Raw genomic sequence first — 22,335 nt, forward strand, 5'->3', positions numbered from 1 at the left:
CCGGAGCTTGCACACCATGACCCGCCGTATTCCCTCTTTGTTTAAAGCCGCCCTGCTGACCACTGCACTGCTCAGCGCCGGGCACGTCTATGCCGCCAACCCGGCTGACGGCATTGTGGTTTACAACGCCCAGCACGAAAGCCTGACCAAATCCTGGGTCGAAGGCTTCACCAAAGAAACCGGGATCAAGGTGACCGTACGCAATGGCGACGACACAGAGATGGGCAACCAGATCGTCCAGGAAGGCAGCGCCTCCCCGGCCGATGTGTTCCTGACCGAAAACTCCCCGGCCATGGTGCTGGTGGACAACGCCGGCCTGTTGGCACCCGTTGCGCCCGCCACGCTGGAACAGGTCGGTTCAGCCTATCGCCCGGCGCAGGGTAAATGGATGGGCATCGCCGCACGCTCCACGGTGTTCGTCTACAACCCGAGCAAGCTGCCTGCCGCCCAGCTGCCTGCCTCCCTGCTCGATCTGGCCTCGCCGGACTGGAAAGGCCGCTGGGCCGTGTCGCCTGCAGGGGCCGACTTCCAGGCCATCGTCGCTGCCGTGCTTGAGCTTAAAGGCGAAGCCGCCACCCTCGACTGGCTCAAGGCAATGAAAGCCAACGCGTCGATTTACCGTGGCAACAGCGCAGTGCTCAAGGCCGTCAATGCCGGTCAGGTCGACAGCGGCGTGATTTACCACTACTACAGCTTCGTCGATCAGGCCAAGACCGGCGAAAACAGCAAAAACACCGCACTGCACTACTTCAAGCACCAGGACCCGGGCGCCTTTGTCAGCATCTCCGGCGGCGGCGTGCTGGCCTCCAGCAAACACCCGGAGCAGGCTCAGGCGTTCCTCAAGTGGATCACCGGCAAAGACGGCCAGGCCATTCTGGAAACGGGCAACTCGTTCGAGTACGCGGTGGGCCAGAACGCCCTGTCAAACCCGAAACTGGTGCCGCTCAAGCAACTCGACGCCCCGGCGGTCGATGCCTCCCAACTCGACAGCAAAAAAGCCGTCGCCCTGATGACCCAGGCCGGACTCCTCTAATTGCTGCCTGAAACCCTGCCGGCGGGAATCGCACCCGCCCTCCTGGCAAAACCCTCCCGCGGCCGGTTCATGGGCCGCGGTGGCGCGTGGATCACCGGTCTGGCTGTCCTGGTTTCGCTGCTGGCCTTGCTGCCGATTGCCTTTGTCGTCGGTGTGTCGTGGCAAGTCGGTTGGGAGCAGATCGAAGCGCTGGTGTTGCGCCCCCGTGTCGGCGAACTGTTGGTCAATACCGTCTTGCTGGTGCTGCTTACCCTGCCCCTGTGCGTGGTGCTGGGCACCGCACTGGCCTGGCTGACCGAGCGCAGCAACCTGCCAGGGCGTCGCGCATGGTCATTGCTGGCCGTCGCGCCGTTGGCGGTGCCGGCCTTTGTGCACAGTTACGCCTGGGTCAGCCTGGTGCCGTCAATTCACGGGTTACCGGCCGGGGTACTGGTTTCAGTCATTGCCTACTTTCCGTTTCTTTACTTGCCGGTGGCCGCGACATTGCGCCGGCTCGACCCTGCCATCGAAGACGTGGCCCAGTCCCTGGGGCTCAAGCCCTGGGCCGTCTTCTGGCGGGTGGTGGTGCCGCAATTGCGACTGGCCCTCTGCGGCGGCGCGCTACTGGTGGGTTTGCACCTGCTGGCCGAGTACGGCCTGTACGCGATGATCCGCTTCGACACCTTTACCACGGCAATTTTCGATCAGTTCAAGTCCACCTTTAATGGTCCGGGGGCCAACATGCTGGCCACCGTCCTGGCGCTGTGCTGCCTGGCGATGCTCACCGCCGAATCCGCCGCCCGGGGCCATGCCCGCTACGCCCGTGTTGGCTCGGGCAGCGCCCGGGAGCAGCCGATCGTGCGCTTGGGCACGCGCACCACCGTGCTCGCCCTGGCCCTGCAAGGCGCGACCTGCCTGCTGGCACTGGGCGTGCCGCTGCTCACCCTGGGCAAATGGCTGATTGCCGGTGGCGCGCAGGTCTGGCACTGGAGCGAGCTGCTCCCGGCACTGGAGCAAACCCTGTTGCTGGGCGTGGCCGGCGCCGTGCTGACCACCTGCGCGGCGGTGCCGATTGCCTGGCTGTCGATTCGCGCCCCCGGCCGCCTGCAGCGGGTGCTGGAAAGCTGCAACTACATCACCAGTTCGTTGCCCGGCATCGTGGTCGCCCTGGCACTGGTGACCGTGACCATCCACTTCGCCCGGCCAATCTACCAGACGACAATCACCCTGCTGCTGGCCTACCTGCTGATGTTTGTGCCCCGGGCCCTGGTGAGTTTGCGCACCGGCATTGCCCAGGCACCGGTAGAGCTGGAAAACATGGCCCGCAGCCTCGGTCGCTCCCCTGCCCGGGCCTTGTGGCTGATTACCCTGCGCCTCGCGGCACCCGGCGCGGCCGCAGGGGCGGCGCTGGTGTTCCTGGCAATCACCAATGAATTGACCGCCACCTTGCTCCTGGCACCCAACGGCACCCGCACCCTGGCCACCGGCTTTTGGGCCATGACCAGCGAAATCGACTACGCGGCAGCAGCGCCCTATGCGCTGCTCATGATCCTGCTGTCGCTGCCGTTGACCGGGCTTCTTTACCAACAATCCAAACGCACGGCTGGCCGATGAACGCCCTCGAACTCAACGCGATCTGTAAATCCTTCGGCCCTCAGTGCGCCCTGGACAACATCACCCTCTCGGTGCCCACGGGCAGTCGAACGGTGATTGTCGGACCTTCGGGCTCGGGCAAGACCACCCTGCTGCGCATGATTGCCGGCTTCGAGTTCCCAGACTCCGGCAGCCTCTCGCTCAATGGCCAGGTCCTGGTGGACAGCACCCGCGAAGTCCCGGCCCACCAGCGCCTGATCGGGTATGTGCCGCAGGACGGCGCCCTGTTCCCCCACATGAGCGTGGCCGACAACATAGGCTTCGGCCTCGCCACCAAAGGCCATGCCCGGCAGGAACGCATCGCTGAACTGATGGACAGCGTGGCCTTGCAAGCAAACATGGCCACGCGCTGGCCCCACGAGTTGTCCGGCGGGCAACAACAGCGGGTGGCACTGGCTCGTGCACTGGCGCAGCAACCACGGCTGATGCTGCTGGACGAACCCTTCTCGGCGCTGGATACCGGGTTGCGGGCCGCCATGCGCAAAATGGTCACCCGCCTGCTGTCAGATGCGGGGGTCACGGCGATTCTGGTGACCCACGATCAGGGCGAGGCCTTGTCTTTTGCCGATCAGCTGGCCGTGATGCGCCAGGGTCGCCTGGTGCAGTCCGGCCAGCCCCTGGAGCTGTACCAGCACCCTCGGGACGAGCAAACCGCATTGTTCCTCGGCGAGGCGGTGCTGCTGCCCGCAAAAATAGAAGGCGGCTGGGCCGATTGCGATCTGGGCCGCATTGCCGTCAGTCATCAGGGCAGCAGCCATGCGGCCAGGATCATGCTCAGGCCCGAACAACTGCAACTGAACGTCACCCCGGGCGACCCGTCCGGTTGTCCAGGGGTGGTGACCGAGCGGGACTTTGGCGGTAATACCTGCACCCTGACCGTGACCTTGCTCGCCGGCAGGCTCGAACCGGGCCGGTCATTGCCCGTGCACTGCCCCGGCCTGCAGGCACCGCCCATCGGCACTGCGGTGCAACTGACAACCCGGGGCCGGGCCCATGTGCTGCCCCAGTGAAATCAGCGGCGCGCCCTCAGTCTCAGCTAAGTGTCGTGCCGTACCTTCTGTCCTGCGCCAATGACGGTGCGCAAAACAGGGGTAACGCACATGAATGCCACAGCAGCCCGTTGGCTGAACAAAGTGCCCGAGGTGACGCTGTCATTCTGGGTGATCAAGATCATGTCCACGACCGTGGGCGAAACCGGTGCCGACTATCTGGCCGTCGATGCCGGCTTCGGCGCGGGCTGGACCAGCCTCGGCATGGCCGCCCTGCTGGCGATTGCGCTGTTCTGCCAGATGCGGACCAAGGCCTACACCCCCTGGATTTACTGGCTGACCGTGGTGCTGGTCAGCATCGTGGGTACGCAGATCACCGATATTCTGACCGACAAGCTGGACGTCAGCCTGTACACCAGCACGGCGATTTTTTCCGTGTTGCTCGGGCTCAATTTTCTGGTCTGGTACCGAACCGAACGCAGCCTGTCGATCCACGAAATCGTTACCCCGCGGCGCGAGTTGTTCTATTGGGCCACGGTGCTCTGCACCTTTGCCCTGGGCACCGCGGCCGGTGACCTGGCGACCGAAGCCCTGGGCCTGGGTTTCACCCTCGGCGCGGTCATCTTCGCAGCCTTGATTGCCCTCACCCTCGTGGCCTGGCGCACGGGCGCCAACACCGTACTGAGCTTCTGGATCGCCTACATCCTTACCCGCCCGTTCGGTGCATCCCTGGGCGACCTGCTGACCCAGGCCAAGACCTACGGTGGCCTGGGCATGGGCGCCACCTGGACCAGCGCCCTGTTTCTCAGCGTGATTGTCCTGCTGGTGGCCGCCGCGCAAATCAGTGTCGGCAACCGCAAAGCCGTTACCGCCTGAACCCTTTAACTTCGATCAAGGACATCATCATGGGCCACACTCACACCCTTATTCGCCGCATTGCCATCGCCTCCTCAATCCTGCTGCTGACCATCACCGCCGGGTGCTCGAAACCGGCCGACTCGCCGGCCGACTCGCCGGTCGATGTCAGCGGCGGCGCCAGTGCGCAAAGCCCGGCAGGGTCCCGGCTGGGTGATCTGACCGAGTTCCGCAGCATCGCTTCTGACGTGAGTGCGCTGGTTGCCCGCAATGACCTGCCGGGGGCCAAAACCCGGATCAAGGACCTGGAAACCACCTGGGATTCGGCCGAAGCGGGCATCAAACCCCGGGCCGCCAGCGACTGGCATGTGCTGGACAAGGCCATTGACCACGCGCTCGACGCCCTGCGCGCCGGCAGCCCCAACGTAGCCGATTGCAAGGCGGCCATGGACAACCTGCTCAAGGCCTTCGACTCGATGAAAGCCAGCGCGTAAAACCTGCGGCGGACAACCCGCCCTGCAGATGCTTCACTACAGGCGCGGCAGTGAATACTGCCGCGCCCTGTTTTTTTGCCGGAGAGGGACATGCGCATACTGCTGGTCGAAGACGACCCCATGATTGGCGACGCGATCCAGGGCGCACTCACGGATGCGAGCTATGCCGCCGACTGGGTGAAAACCGGGCCCGGCGCCCTGAGCGCACTGGATACCCAACATTACGACATGGTGCTGCTGGACCTCGGCCTGCCCGGCAAGGACGGCCTGCAAGTGCTGGCCAGCATTCGCGGGGGCAACAACCCCGTGCCCCTGCTGATCCTCACCGCCCGGGACAGCCTCGATGACCGCTTGCGCGGGCTGGACGGCGGGGCTGACGACTACCTGCTAAAACCCTTCGACATGGCCGAATTGCTGGCCCGCATGCGTGCGGTGCTGCGGCGCAAGGGTGGCAACGCCCTGCCCGTACTCGGCAATGGTGTGGTGTCGCTGGACCTTGTCTCCAAGCAGGCCAGCACCGAGACGCATAGCGGCGTCACACTGTCCAGCCGCGAATTTGCCCTGCTGCAGGCGCTCCTGCTGCGCCCCGGGGCCATCCTCTCGCGCAGCGAACTTGAAGACCGTCTGTATGGCTGGGGCAACGAGGTTGAAAGCAACGCCATCGAGTTCCTGATTCACGCCGTGCGGCGCAAGTTGGGCAGCCACATCATCAAGAATGTCAGGGGGATGGGATGGATGGTTTCAAAAAACGTTTGAGCGAGTCGGTTCAACTCAGGCTGTCGGTGGCCTTGTCACTGACCATTGTGCTGGTCGCCGCACTGGCCAGCGTGTTCGCGTTTTTCTCGGCGCTGGACGAAGCCCACGAGCTGCAGGACGACACCTTGCACCAGGTGGCCGTGCTGTTTGATCGCCAGCAGATGACCCTGCATTACCCCCGGGGCCAGGGGCCAGAGGGTGATGACGAAGAATCCCGAGTGATCATCCAGTACCTGGCCGACAGCAAAAATGCCCCGGCCAACACTGATGCCGCACTCCCGTTGCCCCTGCCCACGAGCCTGGCTGACGGCCTGTCCACGGTGCAGGTCGGTGGCGAAGCCTTTCGCGTGCTGGTCAGGACCACCGCCCGGGGCGAGCGGATTGCCGTCGCCCAGGAAGTCGACGCCCGCAACAAGGACGCCCGCGAAAGTGCCTGGCGCAGTTTGCTGCCCTTCCTGATCCTGTTCCCCGTGCTGCTGCTGGTGGTCGGCGATCTGGTGCGCAAGCTGTTCCGGCCCATCGCCACCCTCGCCGCACAAATCGACCAGCGTGCCGAACAGGAACTGCATCCGATTGACGAACAGCATCTGCCCACGGAAATCCGGCCCTTTGTGGTGGCCATCAACCGGTTGCTCGCCCGCGTAGCGCAGTCCATGGACAGCCAGCGCCGCTTCGTTGCCGATGCGGCCCATGAACTGCGCTCCCCCATGACCGCGCTGTCCCTGCAAGCCGAGCGGCTGGCGGCCACAGACCTGCCGGCACCAGCCCGCGAACGCCTGCAACCCCTGGCCCGGGGCATTGAGCGCAGCAGGCAACTGATCGACCAGCTGCTGAGCCTGGCCGCCGTGCAGTTTGCCGGCGAGCGCCCGCAAACCGCCGTGTCGGTGCATGCCGTGTATCGCCGCGTACTGGAAGACCTGTTGCCGTTGGCCGAGCGCAAGCAACTGGATATCGGGGTTGAAGGCGTTGAGGACGTTCAGGTCATGATCAACGAGATGGACCTGTTCACCCTGATCAAAAACCTGGTGGACAACGCCATCCGCTACACCCCCGCAGGCGGCAAAATCGATCTGAGCGTTGAGCCGATACAGGGCAGCGCGTGCCTGCAGATCAGGGACTCGGGGCCGGGCATCGCCCTGGACGAACAGGCGCGGATCTTTGACCCGTTTTATCGCAGCCTGGGCTCCGGCGAGACGGGCTCAGGGCTGGGGCTTTCCATCGTCAAGGCCATCGCCGAACGCATCGGGGCCAGAATCGAACTGGGGTACACGGACAGCCTCAACCACAGCGGGTTATGCGTGTCGCTGTGGTTGAAAACCGCCGGGCACTGAAACCTGGCATATGCTCATAAGCACCTTCACTCAACATTCAGGATGACCCATGGGCTCGTCTTTCTTTTCAACCTGGACATTCTGGGCACTGCTGTCGGCGGTGTTCGCCGCCATGACGGCAATCTTCGGAAAAATCGGCATCACCGGCATCAACTCCGACTTCGCCACCCTGCTGCGGACCGTGGTCGTGCTGGTCAGCCTGGCGCTGATTTTGTATGCCACCGGCCAGTATCAGTCCCTGGGCTCGATTTCGGCGCGCAGCTATCTGTTTTTAGTGTTGTCCGGGCTGGCCACAGGCGCCTCCTGGATCTGCTATTACCGGGCCCTGCAACTGGGCCAGGCGTCGCTGGTCGCCCCCGTGGACAAGCTCAGCGTGGTGATTGTGGCGGTGCTTGGGGTGACGCTGCTGGGAGAGAAGCTCGACATCCGCCAATGGGCAGGCATCAGCCTGATCACCGTCGGCGTCGTGCTGCTGGCATGGCGCAAGTAATAGGCGCCATCAGCGCCGATGAGCCAGGGAGCGCACCAACCGGTCGCCCAGGCTTTGCACGCTCTGGACCAGAATCACCAACACCACGACCGTGGCAAACATCACCTGATTGTTAAAGCGCTGGTAACCGTAACGGATCGCCAGATCCCCCAAACCGCCGCCGCCAATGATCCCGGCCATGGATGAAAAGCCGATCAGCATCACCAGTGTCAGGGTAATGCCCGCCAGTAACGCGGGCAGGGCCTCGGGCAGCAGCACTTTGAAAACCACATGCCAGATGTCGCCGCCCATGGCCAGAATGGCTTCGATGCGACCCTTGTCCACTTCATCCAGGGCATTTTCGACAATCCGGGCAAAGAACGGAAAGGCGCCAATGGTGATCGGCACCACCGCCGCCGTGCTGCCCAGCGTCGTACCGACCAGCAGCCGGGTCAGCGGAATCAAGGCGATCAGCATCACCACAAAGGGCAGCGAGCGGCCAATATTGACCAGCCCGCCCACGGTTTTGTTGAGCCTGGGCATCGGGTACAGGCCGTTGCTGCGGCTGATGAACAGCAGCACGCCCAGCGGCAGGCCGATCACCAGGGTAAAGAGCCCGGCCAGCAGCACCATATAGAGGGTTTCACCGGTGGCATTGAGCACCAGTTGCAGGATGTCGTTCCATTCGATCGTTCGGTTCATAAACGTTCCACCCTGACACCGCGTTGCTTGAGAAACTCCAGTACCCGGCCCAATTTCGGTTCGGCACTGTCCGGCCCCAGAGAGACACGCAAACGCCCCACCCGGCGACCGCCTACAGACTCGACGCCACTGGCCAGCAAGTTCACCTGTACGCCTTGCTGCTGCATAAGATCGCTGATCACCGGGGCGGCCAACTGGTGATCAAAAAAGCTCAATTCCAACGCCTGGCTCTGGCTGCCCAAGGTGGTGCTGTAACCCGGCAACAATGAGCGCCCCAGGCTCGAATCCGGGTTGCCCAGCAACTGCGCAATGGCCCCAGCCTCGACCAGTCGGCCATGGGCCAGTGCAGCCGCGTGATCACAGATGGACTTGACCACATCCAGCTCATGGGTGATCAGCACAATGGTCAGGCCCAGTTGCCGGTTGATATCGCGCAACAGCTCAAGAATCGACGCGGTGGTGTCCGGGTCCAGGGCGCTGGTGGCTTCATCAGACAACAGATAGGCCGGGCGCGCAGCCAGGGCGCGGGCGATGCCCACCCGCTGCTTCTGGCCACCGGACAACTGCGAAGGGAACGCCAGCGCCTTGTCGCTCAAACCCACCAGATCGAGCAACTCACGCACACGCCGCGTGCGTTGCTCTTTGCTGACCCGGGCAATTTCCAGCGGCACCGCGATGTTGTCGAACACATTGCGCGAGTGCAGCAGGTTGAAGCCCTGAAAGATCATGCCGATGCGCTGGCGTTGCTGACGCAGCTCAACATCAGACAAGGCGGTAAGGTCCTTACCGTCGAGCAGGATGCGCCCCGAACTTGGCCGTTCAAGCAGATTGAGACAGCGCAACAGCGTCGATTTACCTGCGCCGCTGCGCCCCAGAATCCCGTAGATCGCTCCATCGGGAATACTCAAGGACACCTGATCCAGAGCCGGTGCCTGCCCTGCCCCGTAGGTTTTGCTCACTTGCTCGACAGTGATCATGGCTTGGCGTCCAGCGCAGCGACCGGGATCACCGAACCGGAATAATTGTCGGTGATAAACTTGCTCACCTGCGGCGAAGCCAGATCCTTGGCCAACTGTTTGATCCGCGGGTCGTCCTGCAACTTGAGGGTGGTGACCACGATATTGGCGTACGGGTTGTGCTCGACCTTCTCCAGCCCAAGCGCATCCTTGGCCGGCACCAGCCCGGCTTCCAGCGCGTAATTGCCATTGATCACCGCCAGGTCCACGTCATCCAGCGCCCGTGGAATCTGCGGCGACTCGATTTCGAGAATCTTCAGTTGCTTGGGGTTCTCGGCAATGTCCTTGGGGGTCGCCTGATTGGCGGCCGGATCGTTGAAACCTTCCTTGAGCTTGATCAGGCCGTTGTCCTGAAGCAGGTACAAGGCGCGGCTCAGGTTGGTCACGTTATTGGGGACCGCGACCGTGCCCTTTTGTGGCACCTGGTCGAAGCTTTTGTAGCGGTGCGAATAGATCCCCAGAGGCTCGATATGCACCGTTGCCGCCACGGCAAACTTTACCCCGAGGGCCTGTTCCTGCGAGCGCAAAAATGGCAAGTGCTGGGTGTAATTGGCATCCACATCGCCATGCACCAGCAGCTCATTCGAGTTCACGCCGGGCGGAATCTCGATGACCTTCAGGTTCAGTTGCGGGTCGATTTTTTGCACGTACTCCAGAATCTGCGCATGGGGCACCGCATCTGCGGCCACGCGCAGCGGCTGCTGGGCCTGCACATTGAAAGAAACTGCCAGAGCGCCGAGCACAGCCAGGGTCAATCCTGTTTTCTTGAACATGTCAGTAATCCTTGATCGAGTGAAGGGCTCAAGCGCTCAACGCATTGGGGATCAGCGCATCGGCGTAATAACGTTGGGCAACATCGGGATGCGAACGCAGGCGGCCCTTGAGGTAGTTCCAGCCCACGTCGCGAAACAGCGGATTGGCCGGATCACTGGCCGGGCCTCGGGCCTCTCGCAGCAATGCGGTCGGCAAGGGGTAAAGCGGGACCACCGCGTCCAGTTGCGCACCGAGAAAGAAGGCAATCGACAGACGCTCCCTGCCCTCGGCAGGCGACAGCACGCGATGCACCGTGGCCCGCAGATAACCGTTGGTGGCCAGCTCCAGCAATTCGCCGATGTTCACCACCAGGGTGTTGGCCCGAGGCAGCGCATCGATCCAGCGTCCCTCTTCGATTTCGACTTGCAGGCCCGCCTGCTGGTCCTGCAAAAGAAAGCTCAGGAAGCCCGAGTCCTTGTGGGCACCGACGCCTTGATTGCTCTCGTCCGACGCCTGCCCCGGATAACGCATCAGCTTGATATGTTCATTGGGCTTGTCGCCGTACAGCGGATCAAACGCCTCTTGCCCCAATGCCAGCGACTGGGCAAAGGCTTGCAGCAGCCGCAGTGACATCCCGGTCATTGCCTGCTGCCATTGCAACAGCAACGGTTTGAGCGTTGGCAAGGTCTGCGGCCACTGGTTCGGGCCTTGCAGGCGCGCCCAGAGCGGGCTGTTCTCATCGGTCGCCAGCACCTCCCTTTCGGCGCCCAGATCGAACTGCTCGCGAAGGTCAGGCTTGCCCCGGGTAATCTCGGAAGCGGCGCGGTTATAACCACGAAAGTGCGGTGAGTTGATCATGCCGACCGCGGCTTTCTCGCTGTCCGGTAAAGCAAAGAACTGGCGGGCGTGATCCTGCACGTGCTGCAATAAAACGCTGTCGATGCCATGCCCGGTCAGGTAGAAAAAACCCACATCACGGGCCGCGTGACGCAGATCGTCGAGGAACCCCTGACGCTGGGCCGCCGTGCCATCAAGCAACGACAGGTCCAGTGTGGGCAAGGCGATGATGTCTCGTGTATGCGGCATGGCTCACTCCCCTGTGAAGCAGCTGAAAGATCCTGGACCGATGGGTACCCGGTGTTGGCTTAAAGCTAAACGATCTTAAAAACAGGCAATAAATATCGTTTTCGCATTAGCTTAGGTTCATTTCAGGCAGCTTTTTTCAGGCCATTGCAGCGTGAAAGCCCCGCCCTGTACGGCACAACGACACTTTCAGACAGATCCGCGGCCCAGGGAGTGACATTTCCTACAAGCCAATCCTAGTATTGCCCCACTGCCCCACCCCTAAAAAAAAATAACGTATGGAAACTCAGCTGATGCCCTTCACCCGTACCCTTCTCGCCCTGTCTCTGGGCATGGCTTTACTGCAAAACCCGGCCTTCGCCGCTCCTCCTCTGTCGATGGTCGACGGCGTTGCCCAGGTCAACACACAGGACAGCAATGCCTGGGTCGAGATCAACAAAGCCGCGTTCGAACACAACATCCGCGTGCTGCAAGCCACCGTCGGCGACAAGTCGAAAATCTGCGCCGTGCTCAAGGCGGATGCCTACGGTCACGGTATCGGCCTGCTGATGCCCTCCATCATCGCCACGGGCGTGCCTTGCGTCGGTGTTGCCAGCAACGAAGAAGCCCGTGTGGTGCGTGAAAGCGGCTTCAAGGGCCAACTGATCCGCGTGCGCACCGCCGCCCTGAGCGAGCTGGAAGCCGCACTGCCGTACAACATGGAAGAGTTGGTGGGCAACCTCGATTTCGCCGTCAAAGCCAGCCTGATTGCCGAAAAACACGGCCGCCCCCTGGTGGTTCACCTGGGCCTGAACTCCAGCGGCATGAGCCGCAATGGCGTAGAAATGACCACCGCACAGGGCCGCCGTGACGCCGTCGCGATTACCAAAGTGCCAAACCTGGAAGTGCGGGCGATCATGACCCACTTCGCCGTAGAGGACGCGGACGACGTGCGCGCCGGTCTCAAGGCGTTCAACGAGCAGGCACAGTGGCTGATGGACGTGGCCCAGCTCGATCGCAGCAAAATCACCCTGCACGCGGCCAACTCGTTCGCCACCCTGGAAGTGCCCGAATCGCACCTGGACATGGTCCGCCCCGGTGGCGCGCTGTTCGGTGACACCGTGCCCTCCCACACCGACTACAAGCGCGTGATGCAGTTCAAGTCCCACGTGGCGTCCGTCAACAGCTACCCCAAGGGCAACACCGTTGGTTACGACCGTACCTGGACCCTGAGCCGCGATTCGAAACTGGCCAACATCACCGTGGGCTACTCCGACGGTTACCGCCGTGCCTTCACCAACAAAGGCATCGTGCTGATCAATGGCCATCGCGTGCCGGTGGTGGGCAAAGTGTCGATGAACACCCTGATGGTCGATGTGACCGACGCGCCTGATGTGAAAAGCGGCGATGAAGTGGTGCTGTTCGGGCAGCAAGGCAAGTCCGAAATCAGCCAGGCGGAAGTTGAAGACATCAACGGTGCGCTGCTGGCCGACCTGTACACGGTATGGGGTAACTCAAACCCGAAAATCCTGATCGAAAAGTAACCGAGCCCGGTACACACCATCTGCGGGAGTGAGCCAGCTCGCTCCCGCAGGCCGCAGGGTGTCAGGTCGGCACATATTCCTCCCTGACACCCGGCACTTTCAGGATGTCCCTGATCATTTCATCTGCCATCGCCCTGGTGGTTCCCCTGAACTCGATCGTGACGCTTTCGGTGTCCTTGGTTGGCCCCTGCTCAATCACCAGCTGTTTGATCCTGTCCGCGCGCGGCCCCAATAGCTCGGTGAGCGTTTTCCACGACAATGCACTGGATGGCGCCACCAGCTTGACCACATGGATCTGGACATAGTCGCGGTAGATCCGTTCCAGTGGCTTGATCACCACCAGGATCATCAGGATCAGGAATGTCGCGGCCAGCCCCAACAGATACAGCCCGCCCCCCACCGACAGGCCGATGGCCGCCACCGCCCACAGGCTGGCGGCGGTATTGAGCCCCCTGATCACTTCGCCGCGAACCAGAATCGACCCGGCCCCCAGAAAGCCGATGCCCGTAACCACCTGAGCCGCAATCCGCGAAGGGTCCAGCTGGGTTCCTGGCATGGTCAGCGCCTGCTGGAAACCGAAGGCCGACACGATCATGAACAGGCACGCACCGGTCGAAACCAGCATGTGAGTACGCAGCCCTGCGGTCCAGAAATGATGCTCGCGCTGAAAGCCGATAAGGCTACCGTAAAAGGCCGCCAACAACAGTCGGACCACCATTTCGCCCTCTGAAATCATACCCGCTCCCCTTGCGCCCCCACGGCGCCAAACACCCAGCATAGACCGGTTGCGACAAAGCGCGATGTGCTCGCGCCCCCAGGAAACCTCGACAACCTGACCCGCCAGAAGCACCTGCAAAGCCTGCGCTACGGCCAAAACAGCTACGGCTGCCCGCGTAACGTCACGGCATCGGTCCGCTGGAAGTTCTAAAGAGTGCAATCAAGCCTGCTATGATCGGCGCTTTTCATCGACAGGATCGACCCGCGCCCAATGGATTACCGTCAGCCCTCCGAGCGCAAAAGCATGCACGCGCGCATCGTTCAGGAACTCGGCATGCAGATCGTTTCAGGGCGCGTCAAACCCGATGAAAAGCTGCCGGCCGAAGCCTTGTTGTGCGAAGAGTACGCCGTCAGCCGCCCCGTGTTGCGCGAAGCCACACGGGTGCTGGTCGCCAAAGGTCTGGTGTATTCCAGGCCCCGGGTGGGCACGGTGGTCAAGCCGCGTCGTGAATGGCACATGCTCGATCCGGATGTGTTGCACTGGTTGATGCAAAGCTCGCCACAAAACGAGTTTTTTGCCTTGCTGACCAGCGTGCGCAGCATCATCGAACCCGCTGTAGCCGCCCTCGCCGCCCAGCACGCCACGGAAGAGGAAGTGGCCTCGATCCGCGAAGCCTATGAGCGCATGGAAAACGCGCCGACTCCCGAGGCACTGCTGCAACCGGACCTGGATTTCCACAGCCGCATTGCCGACGCGACCCACAACGATTTGCTGGCCAACCTGTGCAACATGCTGTCGCTGGCACTGCGTGAAGCACTCAAGCACTCCAATCGCCGCCCCAACCTGCATGAGTTGGCGTTACCCCGGCACAAGGCGATTTTGACCGCGATCGAAAACCACGACGCCCTGGGCGCCCGGCATGCCACGCTGGTGCAACTGGATGATGCGCGAAATGCGCTGGATGTGGTGCTGGGGCAAGAATCCGGCGTCGTCTAAACTGCTGATAGCCGTCAATCGCCGCCATGCAGGGTAGAAACCATGAACCGCGCCACTGTCGCACTGCGCCTTGCTGTAGGCCTGAGCCTGATATCCGCCGTCCTGGTCTGCCGCGCGGCGCCCCTTTCCCCGCCCGATGCCCCTCAAGCCCGCACCCATAAAGCCTTGCTGATCGGTGTGGACGGTCTGCAATACGAAAAACTCCAGCAAGCCATTGAACACCACATGGCACCCCACCTCGCACGGCTGAATCTCGCCAAAAGCTATGTGGGCGGAGTCGACGGCACAAGCACCGAGCAAACGACAGGCAGCGGGCCGGGCTGGACCACGATTTTGACCGGGAGCTGGGTCGACCGGCATCACGTTCCTTCCAACAACGACGACTGGCGCAATCAGGCGCCCAGTGTGTTCAAGCTGCTCAAACTCGCAGCCCCCCACCGTAAAACGGCCAGCATCGTCAGTTGGAATACCATTAATCACAACTTCGCCGACGACATTGCCAACGGCTATATCGACCTTGCCATCGACTGCTCGGATGTCGACCCGTGCGTCGCCGACAAGACCGTCAATGAGCTTGAACACGGGCAGTCTGATCTGGTGTTCGCCCACTTCGACGAAACCGACGCGGTGGGTCACAAAGACGGCTTTTCACCCCGTTACCAGCAGGCGATTCAGAGCGTCGACGAACATGTGGGCCAGTTACTGTCAGCATTGAAGCGTCGTCAAAAAAACCATCCACTGGAAGACTGGTTAGTGATAGTCACGCCCGATCACGGCCGCCGCCTGCCCGACGGCCACGACCATGGCAAACAGACCCTGAGTGAGAAAACCACCTTTATCGCGCTGAACAAGCCCGGCAACGCGCAACTGACAGCCCCCATCGCACACCCGGGCAACCCCGCCCATAATGGTTTGTACGGTTATGCCAGCCAGGCCGACATTACCCCCACGCTGCTTGCCCACCTGGGCGCCCTGCCCCCTGCTGCCGGGTATTCAATGGATGGACTGCCCTTGATCGGACCGGTGGGGGTCAGGCAACTGACTGCCCGCAAAGTACCTGGCCAGGCCAGCATGAAGTTGACCTGGCGTACGGGCCGCCCCTCAGGCACACCTGTGCAGATTTATCGCAACGGCCAGCTCATCGCCAAACTCCAGGACTATCAGCACACCTATGTCGACACCGGACCCCTGGCGCTCAAAGGCCCCATCAATTACACCGTGGTCATGCATAAAGTGCCGGTGTCGCGCCTGATCACCCCGGCCGACTGAACGTCGATGCCATAAAAAAGGCGCTGACCGATCACTCGGGCAGCGCCTTTTTCAGACCCGGCTTTTACGCCAGGCTTTTGCTGACCACTTCAAACACGTCGCTGGACAACTCGCCCGAGCTGCGGATGCGCTCCAGCTCAGCTTTCATCAGCGCCTGACGGGCGCTGTCGTATTTGCGCCAGCGGGTCAACGGCGCCAACTGCCGTGAGGCAATCTGCGGGTTGAAGCCGTTGAGCTGGATCACCAGATCGGCCAGGAAGCGATAGCCCGAACCATCCGCCGCATGGAAGTTGATCAGGTTCTGACCGGCAAACGCACCGACCAGGGCCCGCACCTTGTTCGGGTTTTTGAGGGTGAACGCCGGGTGCTCCATCAACGCGCGCACACGCTGCAAAGCACCGGGCATGGGGCTGCCTGCCTGAACGCTGAACCACTGATCCATAACCAGCGGGTTGTCCTTGAACTGTTCGGCAAAGCTGGCCAGTGCGGCGGCCCGCTCTGCCTCGTACGGCGAGTTGACCAGCACCGCCAGCGCAGTCAGGCGCTCGGTCATGTTGTCGCTGTGCTCGAACTGTTCCAGCGCTGCTGCCAGGACTTGCGGTTTACCGCTGAGCATCAGGTAAGACAGCGCGATGTTTTGCAGGGCACGACGGGCGAAGTGTTCGGCTTCGGCCACGTATGGAGTAACTTTCGACACTTCACGGTTAGCCTGGTAACGCGCCCACAAACCGTCGAACAGGCTCTCGGCCAGTTGCTTGCGCGCGAACTCACGGGCTACGTGGATCGCTTCAACGTCCGCCACTTCGCTGATTTCAGTGAGATAAGCCTCACCCGGCAACGACAGCATTTCCGCCACCATGGCCTGATCCAGCTGCTGATTGCCCAGCACACTGCGCAAGGCTGCAACCAGACGCTGATCCATGACCAGTGCTTCGCCGCGCTGATGCTGGGCGATCAATTCTTGCAGCACCTGAACCGACAGCTGCTGGCCGGCATCCCAACGATTGAAACCATCGCTGTCGTGTTGCATCAGGAACATCAGCTGATCGCGGCTGTAGGCAAAGCTCAGTTTTACCGGCGCCGAGAAACCACGCAGCAACGAAGGCAACGGCTTTTCGTTGATACCGACAAACGTGAACGTCTGCTCGGCTTCAGTCACCGACAGTACGCGGCTGGTGCCCACGGCAGCCGATTCGCCCGCCAGTTGCAGGGCAATTTCAGCCCCCTGGGCGTTCAACAGGCCCAATTCGACCGGAATCACAAACGGCAGTTTTTCGACCTTGTCCGGGGTGGCCGGGCAGCTTTGTGCGAAGGTCAGGCTGTAGGTTTTCTGCGCAGCATCATAGTGCTCGCTGACCGCCAGACGCGGCGTACCTGCCTGGCTGTACCAGCGTTTGAACTGGCTCAGGTCGGCGCCATTGGCGTCTTCCATGGCCTTGATGAAGTCATCGCAGGTCACTGCCTGGCCATCGTGACGCTCGAAGTACAGGTCGCTGCCCTTACGAAAACCCTCGGCGCCCAGCAAGGTGTGGATCATGCGCACCACTTCCGAACCCTTTTCGTAAACGGTCAGGGTGTAGAAGTTGGAGATTTCGATAAAGCTGTCAGGGCGCACGGCGTGGGCCATGGGGCCCGCGTCTTCAGCGAACTGGTGGGTACGCAGATAGGCCACGTCCTGAATGCGCTTGACCGTGTGCGAGTTCATGTCTGCCGAGAACTGCGAATCACGGAACACCGTGAAACCTTCCTTGAGCGACAACTGGAACCAGTCACGGCAGGTCACGCGGTTGCCCGTCCAGTTGTGGAAGTATTCGTGGGCCACGATGGCCTCGACCCGCTGGTGAGCGGCGTCGGTAGCGGTTTCGGCACGGGCCAGCACGGCACTGGAGTTGAAGATGTTGAGGCCCTTGTTCTCCATCGCGCCCATGTTGAAATCGTTCACGGCCACGATCATGAAGATATCCAGATCGTATTCACGACCGTAGGCCTCTTCGTCCCAGCGCATGGATTTTTTCAGGCTGGTCATGGCGTGCTGGCACTTGTCGATGTTTTCCGGCTCGACATAAATACGCAGCGCCACGTTGCGATCGCTCATGGTGGTGAACGTGTCTTCCACGCACCACAGATCACCGGCCACCAGCGCAAACAGGTAGGCCGGCTTCATGAACGGGTCTTCCCAGGTCGCCCAGTGCCGACCGTCTTCGTCGGGGCCGCTGGCGATCGGGTTGCCGTTGGACAGCAGGATCGGGTAGCTGTGCTGCTCGGCCACCACGGTGGTGGTGAACTTGCTCATCACGTCCGGGCGGTCGAGGTAATAGGTGATCTTGCGAAAGCCTTCGGCCTCGCACTGGGTGCAGAACATCCCGCCGGACTTGTACAGGCCTTCCAGTGCGGTGTTGGATTCGGGGTGGATCCTGACGCTGGTATCGACCACAAATTGCTCGGCGGTCGGGTGCAGGATCAGATGGCTGTCGCCGAGCTGATAGTCGTCATCCGCCAGTTCGATGTCGTCGAGGCTGACCGACAGCAACTCAAGCTGCTGGCCGTCCAGCACCAGCGCCGGCAAACCCGCGCCACGGGCCGGGTTGCGACGCATCACCAGTTGCGCATGGACCAGCGTGTGGTCTTCGAACAACTCAAAGGTCAGGTGCGTCTCGTCGATCAGGTACTCGGGCGCCTGGTAGTCCTTCAGGTAGATCATTTGCGGTTGTTCGGTGCGCATGCTGGAGTCCTTTTACTGATGCACGGCCAGCTGGTAGGCCGTGTATTTGCGGATATTGATAACGCCGGTGTCGAAGATCAGGTACTGACCCTTGATCCCCATCAGCGTGCCTTCTACGATCGGATCCTTGTCCAGATTGAAGCTGACGATCTTGCTCGGGTACTGCTCGACCGGGTAGCGAATCTCGATGGGCTCAACATTTGACAAAGGTTGGACCGCTTGCAGGCCAAAACGCTCCTGCAGGGTTTTCATGCCTTCGGCGCAGCTCTCGAACAGTTGCTCACGCACCGCGACGAGGTCCACAGGCTCGGCATCGCCCTTGAGCAGTGCACGCCAGTTGGTACGGTCGCCCACTTGCGAGCGGAACAGGTCTTCGACAAAGCCCGATTGCTGACGGGTTGCAACCCGCACAATCGGCAGCGCCTGACTGGCGCCCTGATCGAGCCAGCGTGTAGGCAACTGGGTGGCACGGGTGATGCCGACCTTGATCCCGGAGGAGTTAGCCAGATACACCACATGGTCGGTCATGCAGAACTGCTCGCCCCACGACGGGTCACGGCACGTGCCTGCGTCGTAATGGCAGCGCTCCGGGCTCATGATGCACACGTCGCACTGCGCCAGTTTGGTCATGCACGGGTAGCAGTAGCCCTGGCTGAAGCTTTTTTTGGTCTTGCGTCCGCAGTGGGAGCAGTTGATCTGCCCCAGGTATTCCAGACGCAGTCTGGTGCCGATCAACGGGTTGACCGGTACCTCGGTATCGCCCAGACGAAACGCATACTGAACGGTCGGCGTTTCAAGACTTGCCGACATTTTGCTGATTGCACCGCGACCAATCTCAATCAATGGATAGCATCCGACTTGAACAGGATGTTGGGCACTGGCGCCGATTTGGAGCTGCACTCTTGCGGGCCCATGTAACCGGTGCGCTGGTCTTCAGGCAGGTTGTTCACTTCCCAGGCAATCATGGCCTGCAACGACAGCTCGCGCTGTTCGGCAGTGAGTTTGTTGCCGTCTGCCCATTTGCCGATTTCTACCGCCAGTTTCAGGCTCTGATAGATCTCGGGGGTGATGTTTTGAATCATTTCGTTGAAAGAAGACATGGTTCTGTTTCCACTCTAAAAAAATAAACCTGTAGCCGCTGCCGCAGGCTGCGATAAGGTCCAGAGGACCTTCAAAAAAGCAGGGCCGCTTCGCAGCCCATCGCAGCCCATCGCAGCCTGCGGCAGCGGCTACAGAGTTAAGCAGTCTGTTTGCGCCGCGCCCACAGCCCGCCCAGCAAACCGGTCAGGCAACCGATCAGCAAGCCGCCCACATGGGCCGCGTTGGCGATCTGGCCAAAGCCGATCATCGACACCAGCCCCGACATGCACAGCGCCAGCCACACCAGCATCATCACCAACACCCCGCGAGGCAGGTGATACATGGGGTTGGGCGCCATTTTCTGGTAAATCCACACATGCCCCAACAGGCCATACAGCACGCCCGACAACCCGCCAAACAGGCTCGGGCCGCCAAACAGGTACTGGGCAAAGTTGGACACCAGGCTGAACAGCAAGCTCAACCCGATCAGGTTGATGCTGCCCTGACGCATTTCAATGCGCCGCCCCAGCTCCCAGTACCACATGCCGTTCATGGCGATGTGCAGGAAGCCGAAGTGGATCAGCATCGGGGTAAACAGCCGCCACCACTGCCCCGACGCCAGGGTCTCGGACAACGGGCTGAACTGGATGTACTGGCCGCGAATGCTGAAATCGACAAACGTCAGCCCGCTCAGGGTGGACAGGTTGTCCCCCAGTTGCGTCACCACCGCCACGATGATGCACAGCAGCAGCACGACACCTGTGGCCGGGCTGGCACGCAATTGTTGGGCAAAACCGGGCCGGGGCATGGGAGCCGGGCGCTCAACGATGGGCAGTTCGTGTTCGGGGTCGCCCATGGGGAAACGCTCATACAGACTGCGCACATCATCGACGATGGTTTCGGGTGCCCACAGCACCAGCTCTCCCGCTTCCTCGCTGACCCGATGCGGCACTTGCATGCGCTTGAGCAAGCCCACAAAACCGCTGAGATCAGTCGACAGCGGCAAACGTAAAACAGCAACAGCACTCATTGAATAGCCTCTGGGCGATCTACATCGACCCACACAAACTTGTTCGGGTCGAGTCGGGTTTCCTGGTCCAGGCGGTACGCCACCAGCTTGCCGTACAGCACGGCGCTGTAATCCAGGCATGCCAGGTTTGGCCGGATCGGTGCAGGCCGGCCACTGCGCCAGTAATGCCCGACAAACAACAGGGGTTCATCGCTGCCGTAGCGCAACAACGCCCCCTTCTCCGTGGAGGACAGCGTTTTTTGCGCCACCCGCTCGGGCAATGCATCGGGCTGGAACACGATATCGCCGTAGGTCTTGGGGTCGTCTTCCCAGAACTTGGTACGGAAAAACGCCCGGGTCAGGCCATCGCCACCGGTCAGGGTCATGCCATCGGGCAGTCGCATATCGGTGCCACGCAACAGTCGATTGAAACTCAGGTTGGCAAAACTTTCGGGCACGGCGGCGGCCTGCAGAAAATGCTCGTCGATGCAGCCGTCCGCAAATTGTGCGCGCAAGGTGTCAATCACGTCGGCATCCCAGCAGGCATGCACCACGCGGAAGCGCCCGGCGTCTACAAACAGCGGCATGTCGTAAAACCACTTCACGAACTCGTTCCATTCGCCCGGGTAATGCTCGAACTGCTCGAGGGTTTCATGAATAAGGCGGGCATGACGCGGGGTGTGCTCACGCACAAACTGCTTGCCGCTGCCGGCAGGCGCAGGTGTGCACCAGCCCAGCGCGTTGAATTCATGGTTGCCCATCAGGCACAGGGCCTGACCGGCTTTGACCATGTCGTAAACGATATGCAGCGACTCGCGAATGCGCGGGCCGCGGTCAATGATGTCACCAAGAAACACCGCCATCCGTTGCGGGTGTCGCCAGATACCGGCGAGTTTGCGATAGCCCAGACGCTCCAGCAGGTGCTCAAGGGTATGAGCACAGCCATGCACGTCACCGATCAAATCGTAACTGCGCGCTGGATCTAGCATCAGTCAGTCCTACCGCCCAGTCGGCTACCCCAGCCGAGCTTGGTCCGACACACTTCATAGTAGTTGTGGTCCAGGGGGTGGATCAGGCGCAGCTTTTGCGCTTTTTTGCTGACGGTGATGGTGTCGCCCGGCGCGCAGGTGAAATGGTTCTGGCCATCGCACGAGACTTGCGGGTAGATCTGCATGTCCTTGGCCACGACGATTTTCAGCTCGCTGTTGCCATCGACCACGATCGGGCGGCTGCTGAGGGTGTGGGGGTACATCGGCACGATCACAATTGCGTCGAGTTTGGGATGCATGATCGGGCCTCCGGCCGACATCGCGTACGCCGTGGAACCGGTGGGCGTCGCGACAATCAGGCCGTCGGCCTTCTGGCTGCACACGAACTGACCGTCGATATGCAGTTCGAATTCGATCATTCGCGTGGATTTGCCGGGGTGCAGCACCACATCATTGAGGGCATCGCCCTGGCCGATGGCTTCGCCGTGACGGCGGATTTCGGCTTGCAGCAGAAAGCGGTTTTCAACCAGATAGTGGCCGTCGAGCACTTCGGCCACCTTGACCTCCAGCTCGTCCGGGCGGATATCGGTCAAAAAACCCAGGCTGCCGCGGTTGATGCCCAGCACCGGGACATTGTGCCGGGCCAGGGCACGGGCCGCGCCCAGCAAGCTGCCGTCGCCGCCGACCACAATCACCATGTCGCAGACTTCGCCGAGCATCTTGCGCGAGGAGGTTTGCAGGCCATGGCCTGGCAACACTTCGCCAATGGTGTCTTCGAGGATCACGTGCATGTGCCGCTCAAGCAGGAATTTTTTCAGTCGGCGAACCGTGTCGAGCACTTGCGAGCTGCCCAGACGACCAATGATGCCGATATTTCGAAATTGCTCCATGGGGCTCCTGCGGGGTTCAATACGTG

At 61.5% G+C, this 22,335-nt stretch carries 23 protein-coding genes; 12 read left to right on the forward strand and 11 right to left on the reverse strand.

Translation table 11 applies throughout. The features are described 5' to 3' along the window. Positions 1-16 precede the first annotated feature (16 nt). The 8 genes from BLW11_RS17130 (at position 17) to BLW11_RS17165 (ending at position 7,580) form a co-directional block, all read left to right on the forward strand. Complete coding sequence (locus BLW11_RS17130) at positions 17-1,033, forward strand: iron ABC transporter substrate-binding protein (RefSeq protein ID WP_048361632.1); 1,017 nt, start codon at positions 17-19, stop codon at positions 1,031-1,033. A gap of 69 nt (positions 1,034-1,102) precedes the next feature. Beyond that, the gene (locus tag BLW11_RS17135; RefSeq protein WP_241486169.1) at positions 1,103-2,626 is read left to right on the forward strand and encodes an ABC transporter permease; all 1,524 of its coding nucleotides are present in this window, start codon (positions 1,103-1,105) and stop codon (positions 2,624-2,626) included. Further along, positions 2,623-3,675, forward strand: coding sequence for an ABC transporter ATP-binding protein (locus BLW11_RS17140; protein WP_048361631.1), 1,053 nt, complete (start codon positions 2,623-2,625; stop codon positions 3,673-3,675). Before BLW11_RS17135 ends, BLW11_RS17140 begins: the two co-directional genes overlap by 4 nt. Positions 3,676-3,765: 90 nt before the next feature. Then, positions 3,766-4,530 carry a COG4705 family protein gene (locus BLW11_RS17145; RefSeq protein WP_048361630.1) on the forward strand — a complete coding sequence of 255 codons (765 nt, stop codon included), beginning with the start codon at positions 3,766-3,768 and terminating at the stop codon, positions 4,528-4,530. 29 nt (positions 4,531-4,559) lie between these two features. Further along, positions 4,560-5,003, forward strand: a complete 444-nt coding sequence (locus tag BLW11_RS17150; protein WP_048361629.1) for a hypothetical protein — start codon at positions 4,560-4,562, stop codon at positions 5,001-5,003. A 90-nt stretch (positions 5,004-5,093) separates the two neighbouring features. Further along, positions 5,094-5,759, forward strand: coding sequence for a response regulator (locus BLW11_RS17155; protein ID WP_048361628.1), 666 nt, complete (start codon positions 5,094-5,096; stop codon positions 5,757-5,759). Continuing rightward, the gene (locus BLW11_RS17160) at positions 5,735-7,090 is read left to right on the forward strand and encodes an ATP-binding protein (RefSeq protein WP_048361627.1); all 1,356 of its coding nucleotides are present in this window, start codon (positions 5,735-5,737) and stop codon (positions 7,088-7,090) included. Before BLW11_RS17155 ends, BLW11_RS17160 begins: the two co-directional genes overlap by 25 nt. 49 nt (positions 7,091-7,139) lie before the next feature. Continuing rightward, a complete protein-coding gene (locus BLW11_RS17165; protein WP_048361626.1) occupies positions 7,140-7,580 on the forward strand; it encodes an EamA family transporter in 441 nt (146 codons plus the stop codon). Between the two features lie 9 nt (positions 7,581-7,589). Here the strand turns inward: BLW11_RS17165 and BLW11_RS17170 are convergent, their stop codons facing one another. From BLW11_RS17170 to BLW11_RS17185, 4 genes are read right to left on the reverse strand one after another with little or no spacing between them, the layout of a single operon-like run. Next, a complete protein-coding gene (locus BLW11_RS17170) occupies positions 7,590-8,261 on the reverse strand; it encodes a methionine ABC transporter permease (RefSeq protein WP_048361625.1) in 672 nt (223 codons plus the stop codon). Continuing rightward, positions 8,258-9,238, reverse strand: a complete 981-nt coding sequence (locus BLW11_RS17175; RefSeq protein WP_048361624.1) for a methionine ABC transporter ATP-binding protein — start codon at positions 9,236-9,238, stop codon at positions 8,258-8,260. The genes BLW11_RS17170 and BLW11_RS17175 overlap by 4 nt, the downstream gene beginning before the upstream one ends. Beyond that, a complete protein-coding gene (locus BLW11_RS17180) occupies positions 9,235-10,050 on the reverse strand; it encodes a MetQ/NlpA family ABC transporter substrate-binding protein (protein ID WP_048361623.1) in 816 nt (271 codons plus the stop codon). The genes BLW11_RS17175 and BLW11_RS17180 overlap by 4 nt, the downstream gene beginning before the upstream one ends. Positions 10,051-10,078: 28 nt before the next feature. Then, complete coding sequence (locus BLW11_RS17185) at positions 10,079-11,116, reverse strand: isopenicillin N synthase family dioxygenase (RefSeq protein ID WP_048361622.1); 1,038 nt, start codon at positions 11,114-11,116, stop codon at positions 10,079-10,081. A 290-nt stretch (positions 11,117-11,406) separates the two neighbouring features. Between BLW11_RS17185 and alr the strand changes: the two genes are divergently transcribed. After that, entirely contained in the window at positions 11,407-12,636 is a 1,230-nt protein-coding gene (gene alr, locus BLW11_RS17190) for an alanine racemase (RefSeq protein ID WP_048361621.1), read from the forward strand. 61 nt (positions 12,637-12,697) lie between these two features. Here alr and BLW11_RS17195 read toward each other — a convergent pair whose 3' ends face one another. Beyond that, positions 12,698-13,372 (reverse strand): MgtC/SapB family protein, encoded by a 675-nt coding sequence (locus BLW11_RS17195; protein ID WP_048361620.1) that lies wholly within the window; start codon positions 13,370-13,372, stop codon positions 12,698-12,700. Between the two features lie 66 nt (positions 13,373-13,438). Here BLW11_RS17195 and BLW11_RS24190 point away from each other — a divergent pair, with 66 nt between their 5' ends. The 3 genes from BLW11_RS24190 to BLW11_RS17205 are packed head-to-tail and all read left to right on the forward strand — an operon-like array spanning position 13,439 to position 15,619. Beyond that, a complete protein-coding gene (locus tag BLW11_RS24190) occupies positions 13,439-13,564 on the forward strand; it encodes a hypothetical protein (protein WP_277620442.1) in 126 nt (41 codons plus the stop codon). A gap of 60 nt (positions 13,565-13,624) precedes the next feature. After that, positions 13,625-14,350, forward strand: coding sequence for a FadR/GntR family transcriptional regulator (locus BLW11_RS17200; RefSeq protein ID WP_048361619.1), 726 nt, complete (start codon positions 13,625-13,627; stop codon positions 14,348-14,350). A 42-nt stretch (positions 14,351-14,392) separates the two neighbouring features. After that, positions 14,393-15,619, forward strand: a complete 1,227-nt coding sequence (locus tag BLW11_RS17205) for an alkaline phosphatase family protein (RefSeq protein WP_048361618.1) — start codon at positions 14,393-14,395, stop codon at positions 15,617-15,619. A gap of 64 nt (positions 15,620-15,683) precedes the next feature. Here the strand turns inward: BLW11_RS17205 and pepN are convergent, their stop codons facing one another. The 6 genes from pepN to BLW11_RS17235 form a co-directional block, all read right to left on the reverse strand. Then, positions 15,684-18,341, reverse strand: a complete 2,658-nt coding sequence (gene pepN / locus BLW11_RS17210; RefSeq protein ID WP_048361617.1) for an aminopeptidase N — start codon at positions 18,339-18,341, stop codon at positions 15,684-15,686. 12 nt (positions 18,342-18,353) lie between these two features. Continuing rightward, on the reverse strand, positions 18,354-19,184 hold the full coding sequence (locus BLW11_RS17215; RefSeq protein ID WP_048361616.1) for a DUF2797 domain-containing protein: 831 nt from the start codon (positions 19,182-19,184) through the stop codon (positions 18,354-18,356). Beyond that, positions 19,181-19,441 carry a YeaC family protein gene (locus BLW11_RS17220; RefSeq protein WP_048361615.1) on the reverse strand — a complete coding sequence of 87 codons (261 nt, stop codon included), beginning with the start codon at positions 19,439-19,441 and terminating at the stop codon, positions 19,181-19,183. Before BLW11_RS17220 ends, BLW11_RS17215 begins: the two co-directional genes overlap by 4 nt. Before the next feature lie 137 nt (positions 19,442-19,578). Then, positions 19,579-20,451 carry a rhomboid family intramembrane serine protease gene (locus tag BLW11_RS17225; protein WP_048361614.1) on the reverse strand — a complete coding sequence of 291 codons (873 nt, stop codon included), beginning with the start codon at positions 20,449-20,451 and terminating at the stop codon, positions 19,579-19,581. Continuing rightward, a complete protein-coding gene (locus tag BLW11_RS17230; protein ID WP_048361613.1) occupies positions 20,448-21,419 on the reverse strand; it encodes a metallophosphoesterase in 972 nt (323 codons plus the stop codon). The genes BLW11_RS17225 and BLW11_RS17230 overlap by 4 nt, the downstream gene beginning before the upstream one ends. Continuing rightward, the gene (locus tag BLW11_RS17235; protein ID WP_048361612.1) at positions 21,419-22,309 is read right to left on the reverse strand and encodes an NAD(+) kinase; all 891 of its coding nucleotides are present in this window, start codon (positions 22,307-22,309) and stop codon (positions 21,419-21,421) included. The genes BLW11_RS17230 and BLW11_RS17235 overlap by 1 nt, the downstream gene beginning before the upstream one ends. Positions 22,310-22,335: the final 26 nt, after the last annotated feature.

This window comes from Pseudomonas deceptionensis (genome assembly GCF_900106095.1).
GTDB lineage: Bacteria > Pseudomonadota > Gammaproteobacteria > Pseudomonadales > Pseudomonadaceae > Aquipseudomonas > Aquipseudomonas deceptionensis.

Excerpts from the sequence above, each read along its gene's own strand:
- BLW11_RS17235 (WP_048361612.1), bottom strand. The coding sequence starts at position 22,309 with ATGGAGCAATTTCGAAATATCGGCATCATTGGTCGTCTGGGCAGCTCG.
- BLW11_RS17225 (WP_048361614.1), bottom strand. The coding sequence starts at position 20,451 with ATGAGTGCTGTTGCTGTTTTACGTTTGCCGCTGTCGACTGATCTCAGC.
- BLW11_RS17185 (WP_048361622.1), bottom strand. The coding sequence starts at position 11,116 with ATGCCGCATACACGAGACATCATCGCCTTGCCCACACTGGACCTGTCG.
- BLW11_RS17160 (WP_048361627.1), top strand. The coding sequence starts at position 5,735 with ATGGATGGTTTCAAAAAACGTTTGAGCGAGTCGGTTCAACTCAGGCTG.
- BLW11_RS17140 (WP_048361631.1), top strand. The coding sequence starts at position 2,623 with ATGAACGCCCTCGAACTCAACGCGATCTGTAAATCCTTCGGCCCTCAG.
- BLW11_RS17220 (WP_048361615.1), bottom strand. The coding sequence starts at position 19,441 with ATGTCTTCTTTCAACGAAATGATTCAAAACATCACCCCCGAGATCTAT.
- BLW11_RS17180 (WP_048361623.1), bottom strand. The coding sequence starts at position 10,050 with ATGTTCAAGAAAACAGGATTGACCCTGGCTGTGCTCGGCGCTCTGGCA.
- BLW11_RS17230 (WP_048361613.1), bottom strand. The coding sequence starts at position 21,419 with ATGCTAGATCCAGCGCGCAGTTACGATTTGATCGGTGACGTGCATGGC.
- BLW11_RS17135 (WP_241486169.1), top strand. The coding sequence starts at position 1,103 with ATGGGCCGCGGTGGCGCGTGGATCACCGGTCTGGCTGTCCTGGTTTCG.
- BLW11_RS17175 (WP_048361624.1), bottom strand. The coding sequence starts at position 9,238 with ATGATCACTGTCGAGCAAGTGAGCAAAACCTACGGGGCAGGGCAGGCA.
- BLW11_RS17170 (WP_048361625.1), bottom strand. The coding sequence starts at position 8,261 with ATGAACCGAACGATCGAATGGAACGACATCCTGCAACTGGTGCTCAAT.
- BLW11_RS17155 (WP_048361628.1), top strand. The coding sequence starts at position 5,094 with ATGCGCATACTGCTGGTCGAAGACGACCCCATGATTGGCGACGCGATC.
- BLW11_RS17130 (WP_048361632.1), top strand. The coding sequence starts at position 17 with ATGACCCGCCGTATTCCCTCTTTGTTTAAAGCCGCCCTGCTGACCACT.
- BLW11_RS17145 (WP_048361630.1), top strand. The coding sequence starts at position 3,766 with ATGAATGCCACAGCAGCCCGTTGGCTGAACAAAGTGCCCGAGGTGACG.
- BLW11_RS17165 (WP_048361626.1), top strand. The coding sequence starts at position 7,140 with ATGGGCTCGTCTTTCTTTTCAACCTGGACATTCTGGGCACTGCTGTCG.
- BLW11_RS17205 (WP_048361618.1), top strand. The coding sequence starts at position 14,393 with ATGAACCGCGCCACTGTCGCACTGCGCCTTGCTGTAGGCCTGAGCCTG.
- BLW11_RS17150 (WP_048361629.1), top strand. The coding sequence starts at position 4,560 with ATGGGCCACACTCACACCCTTATTCGCCGCATTGCCATCGCCTCCTCA.
- alr (WP_048361621.1), top strand. The coding sequence starts at position 11,407 with ATGCCCTTCACCCGTACCCTTCTCGCCCTGTCTCTGGGCATGGCTTTA.
- BLW11_RS17200 (WP_048361619.1), top strand. The coding sequence starts at position 13,625 with ATGGATTACCGTCAGCCCTCCGAGCGCAAAAGCATGCACGCGCGCATC.
- BLW11_RS17195 (WP_048361620.1), bottom strand. The coding sequence starts at position 13,372 with ATGATTTCAGAGGGCGAAATGGTGGTCCGACTGTTGTTGGCGGCCTTT.
- pepN (WP_048361617.1), bottom strand. The coding sequence starts at position 18,341 with ATGCGCACCGAACAACCGCAAATGATCTACCTGAAGGACTACCAGGCG.